General features: G+C 66.0%; 10 protein-coding genes. 7 read left to right on the top strand and 3 right to left on the bottom strand.

Annotated elements, in window-relative coordinates:
* Positions 1 to 13 precede the first annotated feature (13 nt).
* The 5 genes from ACIPHN_RS09650 to ACIPHN_RS09630 all read left to right on the top strand — a co-directional run bounded on the left by ACIPHN_RS09650 (position 14) and on the right by ACIPHN_RS09630 (position 6,828).
* The gene (locus tag ACIPHN_RS09650; RefSeq protein ID WP_400435607.1) at positions 14 to 1,762 is read left to right on the top strand and encodes an FAD-dependent oxidoreductase; all 1,749 of its coding nucleotides are present in this window, start codon (positions 14 to 16) and stop codon (positions 1,760 to 1,762) included.
* A 44-nt stretch (positions 1,763 to 1,806) separates the two neighbouring features.
* Complete coding sequence (locus ACIPHN_RS09645) at positions 1,807 to 2,022, top strand: DUF2783 domain-containing protein (protein WP_400435606.1); 216 nt, start codon at positions 1,807 to 1,809, stop codon at positions 2,020 to 2,022.
* A gap of 72 nt (positions 2,023 to 2,094) precedes the next feature.
* Positions 2,095 to 3,450, top strand: a complete 1,356-nt coding sequence (locus tag ACIPHN_RS09640) for an MFS transporter (protein WP_400435605.1) — start codon at positions 2,095 to 2,097, stop codon at positions 3,448 to 3,450.
* A 258-nt stretch (positions 3,451 to 3,708) separates the two neighbouring features.
* Positions 3,709 to 5,454 carry an ABC transporter permease gene (locus ACIPHN_RS09635; protein WP_400435603.1) on the top strand — a complete coding sequence of 582 codons (1,746 nt, stop codon included), beginning with the start codon at positions 3,709 to 3,711 and terminating at the stop codon, positions 5,452 to 5,454.
* Positions 5,455 to 5,484: 30 nt separating this feature from the next.
* Entirely contained in the window at positions 5,485 to 6,828 is a 1,344-nt protein-coding gene (locus tag ACIPHN_RS09630; protein ID WP_400435602.1) for a nitrate/sulfonate/bicarbonate ABC transporter ATP-binding protein, read from the top strand.
* A gap of 74 nt (positions 6,829 to 6,902) precedes the next feature.
* On the opposite strand, the gene ACIPHN_RS09625 is transcribed toward ACIPHN_RS09630, so the two are convergent.
* On the bottom strand, positions 6,903 to 8,453 hold the full coding sequence (locus ACIPHN_RS09625; protein WP_400435600.1) for a methyl-accepting chemotaxis protein: 1,551 nt from the start codon (positions 8,451 to 8,453) through the stop codon (positions 6,903 to 6,905).
* Between the two features lie 178 nt (positions 8,454 to 8,631).
* A complete protein-coding gene (locus ACIPHN_RS09620) occupies positions 8,632 to 10,086 on the bottom strand; it encodes an MFS transporter (RefSeq protein ID WP_400435598.1) in 1,455 nt (484 codons plus the stop codon).
* Between the two features lie 164 nt (positions 10,087 to 10,250).
* On the opposite strand from ACIPHN_RS09620, the gene ACIPHN_RS09615 reads away from it, so the two are divergent.
* On the top strand, positions 10,251 to 11,174 hold the full coding sequence (locus tag ACIPHN_RS09615; RefSeq protein ID WP_400435596.1) for a LysR family transcriptional regulator: 924 nt from the start codon (positions 10,251 to 10,253) through the stop codon (positions 11,172 to 11,174).
* A 54-nt stretch (positions 11,175 to 11,228) separates the two neighbouring features.
* Positions 11,229 to 11,648: a VOC family protein gene (locus tag ACIPHN_RS09610; protein ID WP_400435594.1), complete on the top strand. Its 420-nt coding sequence runs from the start codon at positions 11,229 to 11,231 to the stop codon at positions 11,646 to 11,648.
* A gap of 163 nt (positions 11,649 to 11,811) precedes the next feature.
* Here ACIPHN_RS09610 and ACIPHN_RS09605 read toward each other — a convergent pair whose 3' ends face one another.
* Positions 11,812 to 13,986: a TonB-dependent receptor gene (locus ACIPHN_RS09605; protein ID WP_400435593.1), complete on the bottom strand. Its 2,175-nt coding sequence runs from the start codon at positions 13,984 to 13,986 to the stop codon at positions 11,812 to 11,814.
* Between the last annotated feature and the right edge of the window lie 106 nt (positions 13,987 to 14,092).

The raw sequence follows: 14,092 nt of genomic DNA, 5'->3' as shown, positions 1-14,092 counted from the left end.
AGGAGACAAGAACATGACATCCAGCCAGAACATCGACTACCAGCAACTGCGCTTCACCTATCGCCCCTGCCCGGAACAGACCCCGGGCATGGCCGCGCCGCTGCATCCGGTGGTCGTGGTAGGCGCCGGCCCGGTGGGCCTGACTACCGCCATCGACCTGGCACGCCAGGGCATCGCGGTGGTGCTGGTCGATGATGACGACACCCTGTCCACCGGTTCGCGCGCGATCTGCTTCGCCAAGCGCACCCTGGATATCTTCGACCGCCTCGGCTGCGCCGATCGCATGGTGGACAAGGGCGTGGGCTGGAATCGCGGCAAGGTCTTCCTGCGCGACCAGGCCGTCTACGAGTTCGACCTGCTGCCCGAGGAAGGCCATGCACGCCCGGCCTTCATCAACCTGCAGCAGTACTACGTCGAAGGCTATCTGCTGGAGCAGGCGCAGAGCCTGCCCAATATCGAGATCCGCTGGAAGAACAAGGTCAGCGTCATCACCCACCACGCCGATCACGACGCCCTGCTGGTGGACACGCCCGACGGCCCCTACACCCTCAAGGCCCGCTACGTGGTGGCCGCCGATGGCTCGCGCAGTCCCTTGCGCCGGATGATGGGACTGGAAAGCCAGGGCCATACCTTCCGCGACCGCTTCCTCATCGCCGACGTCAAGATGGACGCGCCCTTCCCGGCCGAGCGCTGGTTCTGGTTCGACCCGCCCTTCCATCCCAACCAGTCGGTGCTGCTGCATCGCCAGCCCGACAATGTCTGGCGCATCGACTTCCAGCTCGGCTGGGATGCCGACCCGGTGCTGGAGAAGACCCCGGAACGGGTGATCCCGCGCGTGCAGGCACTGCTGGGCAAAGAGGCGCAGTTCTCCCTGGAATGGGTCAGCGTCTATACCTTTTCCTGCGTGCGCATGGAGCGCTTCCGCCATGGTCGCGTGTTCTTCGTGGGCGATGCCGCGCATTGCGTCTCGCCCTTCGGCGCACGCGGCGCCAACAGCGGCATCCAGGACGCCGAGAACCTGGCCTGGAAACTGGCCAGCGTCCTGCAGGGCAAGGCTCCCGAGGGCCTGCTCGACACCTATGCCAGCGAGCGCGAATACGCGGCCGACGAGAACCTGCTCAATTCCACCCGCTCCACCGATTTCATCACGCCCAAGAGCCGGGTCAGCCGGCAGTTCCGCGACGCCGTCCTTGAACTGGCACGCGAGCATGGCTTTGCGCGCCGGCTGGTCAACAGCGGCCGGCTATCCCTTCCGGCAACCTTGCATGGCTCGGCGCTCAACACCGAGGACCGGGAATCGTTCGCCGGCCAGATGTGTCCCGGCGCGCCCTGCGTCGATGCCCCGGTGGCCGACGCCGCTGGCGCGACCTGGCTGCTGCGTCAGCTGGGCGACCGTTTCGTGGTGATGGTCTTCGGCGCCGCCGCCGCCCTGCCGCAACAACAGTTCAGTGCATTGCTGGAACTGGGCCAGCGCATGCTGCCACGGCCATTGCATCTGCTTTTCATCAGCGACGCCCCCGCAACGGCACAGGACACGGAGCGCCTGGCCAGCATCGGTGGCGGCCTCGCCACGCAAGTGCAGGACAGCGCAGGCCTGGCCGAGCAACGTCACGATGCCCGCCCCGGCAGCTGCTACCTGATCCGGCCCGACCAGCATGTCAGCGCACGCTGGCGCAGCGTCGATGCCGGCCTGATCGCCGACGCCCTGCGGCGCGCCCACGGCCAGGAGCCGGTGCTGCAGCCGCAACGCAATGCCGCCTGAATAACGAACCCGAGACCATCCATCCAACGACACCGGAGACCCGAATGACACTCAACACCGCCCCCAACCTGGCGCGTCCCGATGACTTCTACGAAGCGCTCATCAACATGCATCGCGGCCTGGACGACGAGGCCAGCCAGGCCGTCAATGCCAAGCTGATCCTGCTGCTGTGCAATCACATCGGCGGCCATGAGGTCTTGCTGGAAGCCATGCGCCTGGCCCGTGCCAGCACGGCCGGGGCACTGGCCGAAGCCGCCTGAGCGATACGCAATCCTCTTTTCCGACCTGATACAAGAGCGCCCATCGAGGGCGCCTGAACCAAGGAGACTCTCATGATGACCCCATCCCCGGGCGCCGGCACCCTGGCCGCGCCCCCGGCCCTCGCACTGGAGGCCGAAGACGCCGTCTACCGCAAGGTCTGGCTGCGTATCATTCCCTTCCTCTTCGTCTGTTACGTGGTCTCGTTCCTGGACCGCATCAACATCGGCTTTGCGCAATTGCAGATGAAGCACGACCTCGGCTTCAGCGATGCCATGTATGGCCTCGGTGCGGCCGTGTTCTATGTTGGCTATGTGCTGTGCGAGATACCCAGCAACATGGCGCTGGCGCGCTTCGGTGCGCGCCGCACCTTCAGCCGCATCATGGTGCTGTGGGGACTGGCCTCGGTGGGCATGATGCTGGTGACCGATGCCGCCCATTTCTATACGCTGCGCTTCCTGCTGGGCGTATTCGAGGCGGGCTTCTTCCCCGGCATCGTGCTTTACCTCAGCTACTGGTTCCCGGCACGCCGCCGCGCCGCGGTGATGGCGATCTTTTTCGCGGGCGTGGCCGTGGCCGGCGTGCTCGGCGGCCTGATTTCGGGCTGGATCATGCGTGACATGGGCGGCGTCATGGGCATGTATGGCTGGCAATGGATGTTTGCCATCGAGGGCGCACCGGCGGTGGTGCTGGGACTGCTGGCCATCTTCTGGCTGGCCGACAGCCCGACGCAGGCGCACTGGCTCAGCGCCGAGGAACGCAGCTTCCTGATGGCGCGCCAGGCCCAGGAATCGACCCGCACCCACCATGCCAGCGCCCATTCGCTGGCCGCGTTGAAGCAGGCGCTGTGCCACCGCCAGACCTACCTGTTCGCCTTCATCTACTTCGCCCTGACCTGCGGCTCGCTGACGCTGAACTTCTGGATGCCGCTGATGATCCGCGACTTCGGCATCCAGGATGTGGTGTCGATCTCGCTGTATTCGGTGATCCCCAACGCCATCGGCGCGGTCGGCCTCATCCTCATTGCCCGCCATTCGGACCGTCGCGGCGAGCGCCACGGCCACTTCCTGGCCTGCACCACCGGGGGCGCACTGGCACTGGCGGCGCTGACCCTGCATCCGTCCAGCTTCGCCGTCTCGCTGGGCCTGCTGTCGGTGGCCGCGGTACTGATCTTCGCGGCGCTGCCGATCTTCTGGTCGCTGCCGCCGGGCCTGCTGCCGACCCAGACCGCCGCCACCGGCATCGCCTTCATCTCCAGCGTGGGCATTACCAGTGGCATCGTCAGTCCCTGGCTGATCGGCCTGGTCAAGACCCGTACCGGCAACATGGACATCGCCCTCTATATCCTGGCGGGCCTGCTCTTGCTCAGCGGCCTGACCATGTGGGCGCTGATCCCCCGCAAACCCCTGGACGGCAGCGCCAGCCGCTAGTCCCCCCTGACACCGGCCGCCAGGCCGGTCCCCGCACCGGCGCCCGGGCTCCTGCCCCGGCGCCGGTTGTTATTTGTCGATTGGTCTTTGTCGATTGGTCTTTGTCATTTGTGCGACGCCGTTTCATCAGGTCAAGAAACTGTCAGATTTTTTTGATACAGTGGCGCCGCCGGTCCTTGGGGCGATTTTTCCGCCCCGGCGACCACTCTGCGACAATGCCCCTTTCCCTGCATCCCGACCCGGCCACCCGCTATGACGATGAAGACGACCTCCCCGCAACTGACGGCCTATGACGCGGTCAAGCCAGGCTTCGGCTGGATCGACGCCCTGGTGCTGGCCGTGCTGTTCGGCCTGCTGTGGAGCGCCATGCACTTCGGCAAGGGAATGCTGGTGCATTTCGACCCCAGCGACCAGCTGGAGGTCGATTCCTCTCCGGCCCTGATCCCCTACTACGCCGGCCGCACCCTGCTGCGCATGTGGATCGCCTTCGCCTTCTCGCTGGCCTTCGCCATCGGTACCGGCTACCTGGCCGCCAAGAGCCGCCGCGCGCGCGCCCTGATCCTGCCGGCGCTGGACATCCTGCAATCGGTGCCGGTGCTGGGTTTCCTGTCGGCCACCGTGACCGGCTTCATGGCGCTGTTCCCGGGTAGCCTGATGGGCGTGGAATGTGCGGCCATCTTCGCCATCTTCACCGGCCAGGTGTGGAACATGGCCTTCGGCTTCTACCACTCCATGGTCACCATCCCCACCGACATGCAGGAAGCCGCCAGCACCTACCGTCTCACCGCCTGGCAGCGCTTTCGCACGGTCGAGCTGCCGGCCTCGGCGCACAGCCTGATCTGGAACTCCATGATGTCCTTCGGCGGCGGCTGGTTCTTCGTCGCCCAGAGCGAGGCCATCAGCGTCATGAACAAGGACCTGAAACTGCCCGGCCTGGGTTCCTACATGGCGCAAGCCATCGAACAGGGCGACCACAATGCGGCACTGTGGGCCGTCATCGCCATGCTGGCCCTGATCCTGGTGAGTGACCAGCTGGTCTGGCGCCCGCTGCTGGCCTGGGCCGACAAGTTCAAGATCGAGCTGACCGAGTCGACCTCGCCGCCGACCTCCTGGGTGTACGACCTGCTCAAGGGGTCCTATGTCTTTACCTGGCTGCAGGAGAAGCTCTGGGACCCGCTGGGCGAGTGGCTGGCACGCCAGCGCCCGCGCACCAGCGGCGAACCCACGCCGGCGCGCATTGCCCGCCGACGCTGGACCCATCGCATCCTCACCGGCCTGATCTGCGCCCTGCTGGCCTTCGAGGCCCTGCGCGGCCTGGTGGCCGCCATCGACGCCCTGCACGGCGCCATGAGCTGGAGCCTGTTCGGCCATATCGTCTGGCTGGGCTTCCTGACCATGCTGCGGGTGCTGGCCATGACCGTCATCGCCACGCTGATCTGGACCCCGGTGGGCGTGTGGATCGGCTCCAAGCCCGAGATCGCCCGCTTCGCCCAGCCGCTGGCCCAGATCGGTGCCTCCTTCCCGGTCAACATGACCTTCCCGCTGGTGGTGGGCTGGTTCGTGGCGGCCAACATCGGCATGAACTGGGGCAGCATCCTCCTCATCGCCATGGGCACGCAGTGGTACATCCTCTTCAACGTCATCGCCGGCGCCATGGCCATCCCCAACGACCTCAAGGAAGCCGCCCGCATGTATGGCCTGTCGCGCTGGAACCTGTGGAAGACCCTGATCCTGCCGGCCATCTTCCCGTTCTGGGTGACCGGCGCCTGCACCGCCGCCGGTGGTGCCTGGAACGCCTCCATCGTGGCCGAGCTGGCCAGCTGGGGCGATGTCACCCTCAAGGCCGATGGCCTGGGCGCCTATATCTCGGCCGTCACCAAGTCCGGTGACACGCCCCTGATCATCGCCAGCATCGGCGTGATGTCGATGTTTGTGGTACTGATGAACAAGTTCGTCTGGCGCCGCCTGTATGCCTTCGCCGAACGCCGCTTCCGCCTCGACTGACCCGTATCGACTGACCCGCATCGACAGACCATGAGCCAATCCATGAGCCATCCGCATCTCCGCCCCGCCGTCGCCGAACTCAACGCCGTCAGCAAATCCTATAACACCGCCGGCGGCCACGAGCTCAAGGTGCTGGACAACATCGACCTGGCCGTCCACGAGGGCGAGCTGCTGGCGCTGCTGGGCCAGTCCGGTTCGGGCAAGTCCACCATCCTGCGCTGCCTGACCGGCCTGGTCGAGCCCAGCTCGGGCCGCACCCTGGCCGGCGGCAAGCCGCTGTATGGCGTCAACCGCGATGCCTCGGTGGTGTTCCAGACCTTTGCGCTCTACCCCTGGCTGACGGTGGAGCAGAACGTGGCCGTGGGCCTGATGTCGCACAACCCGACCCGCGAGGAACGCGATGCCGCCGTCGACCGCGCCATCGACCTGATCGGCCTGGGCAACTATCACAGCGCCTACCCGCGCGAGCTTTCCGGCGGCATGCGTCAGCGCGTGGGCATTGCGCGTGCGCTGGTGTCCAAGCCCAAGCTGCTGTGCCTGGACGAAGCCTTCAGCGCCCTGGACGTGCTGACCGCCGAAAACCTGCGCCAGGAACTGATCAGCCTGTGGCGTGCCCCCGAGAGCGGCCTGACCTCGATCTTCATGGTCACCCACAACATCGAGGAAGCCGTCGAGATGGCTACCCGCATCGTGGTGGTGTTCCCGCGTCCGGGCCGCCTGGGCCTGGTGCTGGACAATCCGCTGCCCTACCCGCGCGACAGCAAGAGCCCGGAATTCCAGCGCCTGGTCAACATCATCCACGATGCCATCACCACCCTGTCCCTGCCCGACCTGCCGCCCGAGGTGCATGTGGCGGGCGAGGCGATCTCGCGTGGCCGCAAGCGCATGGAGTCGATCCCGCTGATCCCAGTGGGCCAGATCCTGGGTCTGATGAGCCTGTTGCACGACGAGCCGGAACTGAACAACATCTACGACATCTCCGACGAGATCGGCAAGGAGTTCGGCGAGACCATCGCCACCGTCAAGGCCGCCGAGATCCTGGAACTGGTGGACACGCCCAAGCAGGATGTCTTCCTCACCGACCTGGGCCGCCGCTTCGTGGCCGCCGACCGTCTGGGCCAGCGCGCCATCTTCGCCGAGCAGGTGTTCAAGCTGCGCATCTTCCACATCATCCTGGCGGTGCTGGGCGAGGCCGAGGAGATCGAGGCCGAGCGCGTCATCCGCGACATCGGCAGCGCCCTGCCCTACGACAATCCCGAAAAGACCTTCGAGACCATGATCGCCTGGGGCCGCTACGCCGGCCTGATGGATTACAACGCCAAGACCGGCATGGTGTTCGTGCCCAAGGACGAGGACGATATCGACAACGCCTGAGGCCGTCGATGTTGCACGACCAATGACAATGGCCGCCCATGGGCGGCCATTGTCTTGTCCGGATCCCGCCGGCCCTAGGCCGTCAGGCGGAAGGCACTCACCAGTTCGTTGAGCTGGCCGGCCTGCTCCTGCAGCGACTTGGCGGCGGCCGCAGCCTGTTCCACCAGCGCGGCATTCTGTTGCGTGACTTCGTCGATATGCGTGATGGCCTGGCCGATCTGGTCGATGCCGGCGCTCTGCTCGTGGCTGGCACTGCTGATCTCGCTGACCACGTCGGTGACGCGTTGCACGCTATTGACCACCTCGGCCATGGTGGCGCCGGCGCGCTCGACCAGCTGGCTGCCCAGGCCGACCTGGCTCATCGATTCATCGATGAGGGCCTTGATGTCCTTGGCCGCCGAGGCCGAGCGTTGCGCCAGGGTGCGCACTTCCGAGGCGACCACGGCAAAGCCGCGCCCCTGCTCGCCGGCACGCGCCGCTTCCACGGCGGCGTTCAGGGCCAGGATATTGGTCTGGAAGGCGATGCCATCGATCAGGCCAATGATTTCCGACACCTTGCGCGAGGATTGCTCGATGCCGCTCATGGTCTGCACCACCTCGCTGACCACCTGCCCACCATCGGCGGCCACGGTCGCCGCCGTCGACGCCAGCTGGTTGGCCTGGCGGGCATTGTCGGCGTTCTGCTTGACGGTGGAGGTCAGCTCTTCCATCGAGGAAGCGGTTTCCTCCAGCGAACTGGCTTGTTGCTCGGTGCGGTTGGACAGGTCCAGGTTGCCAGCGGCGATCTCGCCGGAGGCCGTGGAAATGGTCTCGGTGCTGGTACGAACCTGGCTGACGATGCTGTGCAGATTGCTGTTCATGGTCTTGAGTGAATCCATCAGCTCGCCGGTCTCGTCACGACTCTGCACGACGATGGTCGCGGTCAGGTCGCCAGCGGCCACCTGGCGCGCCACGGTCACGGCGGCGGCCAGCGGACGGGAGACCAGGCGGGCGACCCACACCGCCAGCAACATGGACAGAGCCGCACAGGCCAGCAGCATGGCGCTGATCGAATAGAGCGAGAACTGATAGGTCTGGACGGCCGTGGCATGGGACGTATCGGAACCCTTGTCATTGACGGCGATGAGGACATCGAGTTTCTTCAGGGCATCCAGGTAGCCGGTAGTGAAGGGTCCCCAGAACAGCGTCATGGCCTCGTCCTTCTTGTTGGCCTCGGACAGTTGCTGCAGTTTCACATGCTCGGCGGCAATGGCGTCGATATCCTTGGCGATCTGCGGGAAGAACTCCTTCTCCTCCGGCTCGGTCAGCATGGTGCCATAGCTGGCCAGGGCGCGACGCGTTGCCTCCAGCTGCTCGGCGGCGCCCGTCTCGGCGGCCTTGCGCGCGGCATCGTCGGTGGCGACCAGGTGCTGCAGATCATAGGAGCGCATGCGCGCCAGGTGGGTTTCGATGGCGCTGGTTTCCCGGATGCTGGGCAACCAGTTGGTGGCGATATCCTCGGCCGTGTCGTTGACACGCCCCAGTTGATGCAGGGCAAACATGCCCAAGCCCAGGACCAGGACAACGACCAGTGAAAACACCGAGATCAGTTTTCTGGCGATCTTCATGTCAGCGAACCATTTCATACACCCTCCCCGATAGGCCTGCTTGGGCCATGATGACAGAGACCCGCGCCATTCAGCCTTATGTCAGCCAACTGTGGCGCGGCCGCCTCACTGGCGGACTCTCAAGTCTCATACGGTAAGGGCTGGGGCACCTGTCCACAATCAGGGTAAACCTGACGGCAGCAGCCCCCGGAACATCTCAGGCCGGCGACGTGGCGCGGCGGCGCAAGCGGCTGGCACTCACTGCCGTCGCCAGCGCGGTGGCGGCGGCGGCCACCCACAGGGAGAGACGGATCGCATCGCCATCCTGGGTCGCACTCATCTGCAGTTGCCCCTGCGCGACAGCCGCGGCGGTATAGACCGCCAGGATCATGCCCAGCAGCGCCGCCCCCAGGCATTGACCGAAGGTACGCATGATGGCCAGCACGCCCGAGGCATTGCCGCTGCGTTCACGCACGACATTGGATAGCATTTCGCGGTTGTTGGGACTCTGGAAGAAACCGAATCCCATGCCACAGACCAGGGCGCGCCAGCCGATATCCCAGGCCTGGGCATGGTCAGGCAGCAGCGCCAGCAACACCAGGCCCACGGTGAAGAGAGCCAGCCCCAGGCTGGACAGCAGGGCCGGCGAATGACGGTCGGCCAGGCGGCCCGCCGTCGGTGCCACCAGCACGATGCCCAGCGGCCAGGGCGTGAACAGGGCGGCCGATTCGAAGGCGCTGTAGCCGTAGGCGTTCTGGAACAGGAAGGGCAATGCCACGAAGGCAATGCCCTGACCGACGAAGGAAGCCAGCGAGGTCAGCGCTGCCAGCGAGAAACGCGCATTGACGAAGATATCCAGCGGCAGCAGGGGTTCGGGAGCGCGACGCTGGTCCCAGACGAAGGCCACTGCCGCCAGCACCGCCACCAATGCGTACGCCGAGGCGGTCAGGGCGGCGCTGGCCCCCTGGCCGGGTTCGGCCAGGCGGGCACAGGTGTCGGCCGCCATGATGAGCGCGCCCATGGACAGGGCCGATAGCAACGCACCGGCGATGTCGAAGCGGGCCCGCGCCGGCCGGCGGTTGTCGGGAATGGCCACCCAGGCCAGCCACACTGCCACCACGCCCAGCGGCACATTGATGGCGAATACCCACTCCCAGCCCAGCGTGGCCAGGAGCGTGCCGCCCAGGACCGGCCCAATGGCCGTGCTGGCTGCCACCAGCACGGCATTGAGGCCGAGGATGCGACCCAGCAGGCGGTTCGGGAAGACCGTGCGGTGGATCGCTGGCGCAATGCTGAGCATGGCCGCGCCACCCAGTCCCTGCAGCACGCGCATGAGGATCAGCAGGCTCACCGAATTGGCCAGCGCACAGCCCAGCGAGGCCAGCGTGAAGACTGCCAGCCCGATGGTGAACTGGTTGCGGAACCCCACCCGCGCCGACAAGGCGGCAAAGGTTGCCAGCGTCATCGCCACGGCCAGCAGGTAGGCGTTGGCCACCCAGATCGAGGCGGCCGCCGACGCGCCCAGGGCCACGCTGATCTGCGGCAGGGCCACATTGACGATGGTGCCGTCGAACACTGCCATGGTGGTGGCAGTCATCACGGCGATCATGGCGCGGCGCCGTTGCGCGCCGGGCAAGCCCTCGTCGTCGGGGAGGTCGGAGAACAGTTCCATGGGGCAGGCGTCCTGTGGGGCAGAGAGGGATTCGGAGAGTCAGGGAGTGAAATACTCAAGGAGTCACTATAGCGATCCGCGAGACAAGGCGGAAGACGCACGGCTTGCATTGGATAACTGCATGCAACGCCATGCCATGGCACCCGGCGTGCTAGCATGCCTGCATGCCCGACTCCGACCTGAACCTGCTCATTGCACTCGACGCCCTCATCACCGAGGCCAGCGTGGCCGGCGCGGCACGCCGCCTGGGCCTGAGTGCCTCGGCCATGAGCCGTACCCTGACCCGGCTGCGCCAGGCCACCGGCGACCAGTTGCTGGTGCGCGCCGGACGCCAGATGGTCCTGACACCCTGCGCCGAAGGCTTGCGCGAACGCGCCCGCAATGTGGTGCACGAAGCCCGGTCGGTGTTGCGTCCGTCGGCGCCGGCACTGGCCCTAGCCAGCCTGGAACGCGACTTCATCGTGCGCGCCAATGACGGTTTCGTGGAAGCCTTCGGCGCCGCGCTGATTGGCGCCGTCACTGCCGAGGCACCGCTGGTACGACTGCGCTTTTCCCCCAAGGTGGAGCGCAGCCCGCTGCCCTTGCGCGAGGGCAGCGTGGATCTCGAGATCGGCATCGCCATCGAGATGGGACCGGAAGTCCGCTTGCAAACCCTGTTTCGTGATCGCTTCGTGGGGGCGGTGCGTGAAGGACATCCGCTGGCGGCCTTGCGCCGGGTCAGCGCGGAGCGCTATGCGGCCTTCGAGCATGTCAGTGCCTCGCCGCGTGGCAGCATCAGCAGCCCGCTCGATGCGGCCCTGGCCGAGCGCGGCCTGCAACGCAAGGTGGTGGCGGTGGTCCCCAGCTTCCCGGCGGCGCTGGCGGTAGCGCGCGCCTCCGACCTGGTGGCCATGGTGCCGCGCTCCTTCCTCTACGGGCGTGGCGAACAGCCGCAGGGGCGCAGTGCCAACGGCATCCACGTCTTCGAATTGCCGCTGGCGACCGAAGCCATCATCGTCTCGCTGATGTGGCATCCGCGTGTGGAACTGGACCCGGCCCATCGCTGGCTGCGTGACAAGATCCGCGCTGTCTGTGCGCCGCTGCGCTGAACCAAGCGGCTCACCTGGCCTCCAACCGACTCCCTGCTACCGGAATCCATCGCCATGCGTCTGCACCGCCTCCATCACGTCGCCCTGATCTGCTCCGACTATGCGGTATCGAAGGCCTTCTATGTCGACCTGCTGGGCTTGCGCGTGGTGGCCGAGCACTACCGCGAAGCCCGCCAGTCCTGGAAACTCGACCTGGCCTTGCCGGATGGCACGCAGATCGAGCTGTTCTCCTTCCCCGCGCCACCGGCGCGGCCCTCGCGGCCCGAAGCCTGCGGCCTGCGTCACCTGTCCTTTGCGGTGGCCGACGTGGCGGCGGCCAAGCGCCATCTCGAAGAACACGGCGTGGCCGTGGAAGACATCCGCATCGATGAATATACGCAGAAGCGCTTCACCTTCTTTGCCGATCCGGATGGATTGCCGCTGGAGTTGTATGAGCTGGAGATCCACGGTGCAGAAGAAGTCAAACCCTGCTGACCACCGTTTGGACCAAACAGGTCCTTATCGCTCTATTCCAATCCGATACCGTTCGGACTGAGTAGGCCCGACAGGGCCGTATCGAAGGCGCACAGACGGTGGGCCTTCGATACGCGGCTGCACCGCTACTCAGGACGAACGGCAGGTAGTGGGGCAGACAACATCAGAAATCAAGCTGCGCAGACACCACCAGAGTACGTCCCGCCCCAGTGCCAGCATAGCCGTTCTGCATCACCCAGTAGTTCTTGTCGAACAGGTTTTCCAGGTTGGCGCGATAGGTGACGGTCTTCTCGCCCAGGCGGCTGACATAACGCGCGCCCAGGTCGACACGGGTCCAGCCCGGTACCTTGAGGGTATTGGCATCGCTGTACCAGGTCGAGCCGGTGTTGATGATGCGGGTGTTCAGGGCCAGGCCGGTCAGCCACGGCGTATCCCAGTCCGCGCCCAGGTTGAAGTTGTGGGTCGGTACCGCGCCGATTTCCTTGCCGTCGTTGGTGCCGCCGGCGGTGTGCGACTGGCGGGTATCGAACAGGGTGCCGCTGGCCATCAGGCGCAGGCCGCGTTGCGCCTCGCCATAGGCCGACAGTTCCAGGCCGCGCACGCGCGCACGGCCATCCTGGGTGGCGAAGGTCTGCGAACCGACCACGGCGGTGGAACTGTTGGCGCGCTCGATCTGGAACACCGCCGCCGTCGTGGTGACGCGGCCCCAGTCGAGCTTCACGCCGGTCTCGTATTGCTTGGTCTTGTAGGGGGCAAAGGCCTGGCCGGCATTGGCGTACTGCGCACCGGCAAAGCCGCCCGCGGACAGGCCGGCGGTGTAGTTGGCATACAGAGAGAGATTCTCCAGCGGCTTGACCACCACCCCCAGCACCGGCGAATAACCGGTCTTGTTGCTGCTGGAACCGCCGGTGAGGCTATGGCTGTAGACCTGCTGGCGACGCAGCCCGCCGGTGAGCAGCAGGCGGCCATCGAGCAGCGACAGGGTGTCGGTCAGCGCCACCCCGGTCAGGCGGGTCTGGCTCTGCGGGGTGGGCTGGCCACGCGCCGCGGTCACCGCCGACAGCGCCACCGGATTGTAGAGATTGGAGGCCACGCCGCTGGCGTTGACGAAGTAGAAGTAATCGGTCTGCTGGTCCAGGGTATTGGCGCCCAGCGTCAGCGTGTGCTTGATGCCGGCCGTATTGAAGCGCGCACGCAAGCCGACATCGGCCGAGGTGCTGCTGACCTTCTGGTCGTAGTAGCCGTTGCGGACCGTGGTATCCCCCTGCAGGCTGGTGATGGTGGCGCTGGGGAAGCTCTGTGCCGAGCTGCCCTCGTGATAGCCGATGGCACCGTAGGCGGTCAGCTGGTCGCTCAGGTCGTACTCCAGGCGGGTCGCCACGACCTTGTCGTCCAGCTGCAGGGTGTTGCCCGGATAGAGGTTGCTGTCGCCATCGGGGGCCGTCGGCATGCTGGTGGTGCCGATGCTGAACTGCGGACGGAAGTTGCGCGTGTCCTCGTGCTGGGTATAGGCATCCAGGGTCCAGCGCAGGCGGCGGCCGGTGTAATCCAGCGCCACCGAGCCCATGGTCTGCTGCTGGTTGTTGTCGCGTACGCTGGTCTTGCCATCGGCGTAGAGGGCGTTGACGCGGATGCCCCACTCCTTGTCCTGGCCGAAGCGCCGGCCGATGTCGGTCTGCAGGCCGAACTGGGCGCTACCGACATAGGTTGCGGTGATGCTGGAGACCGGTTCGTCGGTAGCGCGCTTGGTCACCAGGTTGATGGCGCCGCCCACGCCGCCGGCCGGGCCCATGCCATACATCAGGGTGCCAGGCCCCTTGAGCACTTCTACCCGCTCCAGCATGGCGGTGGACATGCGACCCAGCGAGACCAGGCCGTACAGGCCATTGAAGCCGGTATCGTTGACCGAGACCGGCAAGCCACGGATCTGGTAGCTGTCACCGAAACCGCCGTCGCCATTGGTATTGCGCACCGAGGATTCGCTGGCGATGACGTCGCCCACCGTGCGCGCCTGCAGGTTGCGCATGCCTTCGGCGGTGTAGTTCAGTGTTGAGAAAGGCGTATCCAGCACGTCCTGCGTGCCCAGTACGCCCAGGCCGCCGCCGCGTGCCACCTGGCCGCCGGCATAGGCCGGCTTGAGGCCGGTGTCACTATTGCCGGTGACGGTGATGGCCGGCAGGGTGCCGTCCTTGCTGCTACCGCTCTCCTCGGTGCTCTGCGCGAATGCTGCCGGCGCCACCAGCAGGGCGCCCAGCGCCAGGCAGCGCACGGCGTGCGCGATGGCGGTCGGTTCGGTGGAAAGACGGGGATACTGCCTGGAGGACGGGGCCTGCCGCATGATGCTTACCTTTCGGATCGGGATGGTTGATGCTTGATGGAATGACAAGAATGCGAAACACGCTTCCCTCTGCCACGAATGCAAAAAAGAAGCGTTCTCATCTTCC

The sequence above is a fragment of the Herbaspirillum sp. NPDC087042 genome (assembly GCF_044745245.1).
Lineage (GTDB): Bacteria > Pseudomonadota > Gammaproteobacteria > Burkholderiales > Burkholderiaceae_D > Herbaspirillum.
Note: the sequence above shows the minus strand (reverse complement) of the source record. Positions and strands in the feature narration are given on the sequence as shown.

What these genes read in the sequence shown, in the direction of transcription:
- ACIPHN_RS09635 (WP_400435603.1), top strand. Translation starts at nt 3,709, where the DNA reads ATGAAGACGACCTCCCCGCAACTGACGGCCTATGACGCGGTCAAGCCA.
- ACIPHN_RS09620 (WP_400435598.1), bottom strand. Translation starts at nt 10,086, where the DNA reads ATGGAACTGTTCTCCGACCTCCCCGACGACGAGGGCTTGCCCGGCGCG.
- ACIPHN_RS09610 (WP_400435594.1), top strand. Translation starts at nt 11,229, where the DNA reads ATGCGTCTGCACCGCCTCCATCACGTCGCCCTGATCTGCTCCGACTAT.
- ACIPHN_RS09640 (WP_400435605.1), top strand. Translation starts at nt 2,095, where the DNA reads ATGATGACCCCATCCCCGGGCGCCGGCACCCTGGCCGCGCCCCCGGCC.
- ACIPHN_RS09625 (WP_400435600.1), bottom strand. Translation starts at nt 8,453, where the DNA reads ATGAAATGGTTCGCTGACATGAAGATCGCCAGAAAACTGATCTCGGTG.
- ACIPHN_RS09615 (WP_400435596.1), top strand. Translation starts at nt 10,251, where the DNA reads ATGCCCGACTCCGACCTGAACCTGCTCATTGCACTCGACGCCCTCATC.
- ACIPHN_RS09630 (WP_400435602.1), top strand. Translation starts at nt 5,485, where the DNA reads ATGAGCCAATCCATGAGCCATCCGCATCTCCGCCCCGCCGTCGCCGAA.
- ACIPHN_RS09605 (WP_400435593.1), bottom strand. Translation starts at nt 13,986, where the DNA reads ATGCGGCAGGCCCCGTCCTCCAGGCAGTATCCCCGTCTTTCCACCGAA.
- ACIPHN_RS09650 (WP_400435607.1), top strand. Translation starts at nt 14, where the DNA reads ATGACATCCAGCCAGAACATCGACTACCAGCAACTGCGCTTCACCTAT.
- ACIPHN_RS09645 (WP_400435606.1), top strand. Translation starts at nt 1,807, where the DNA reads ATGACACTCAACACCGCCCCCAACCTGGCGCGTCCCGATGACTTCTAC.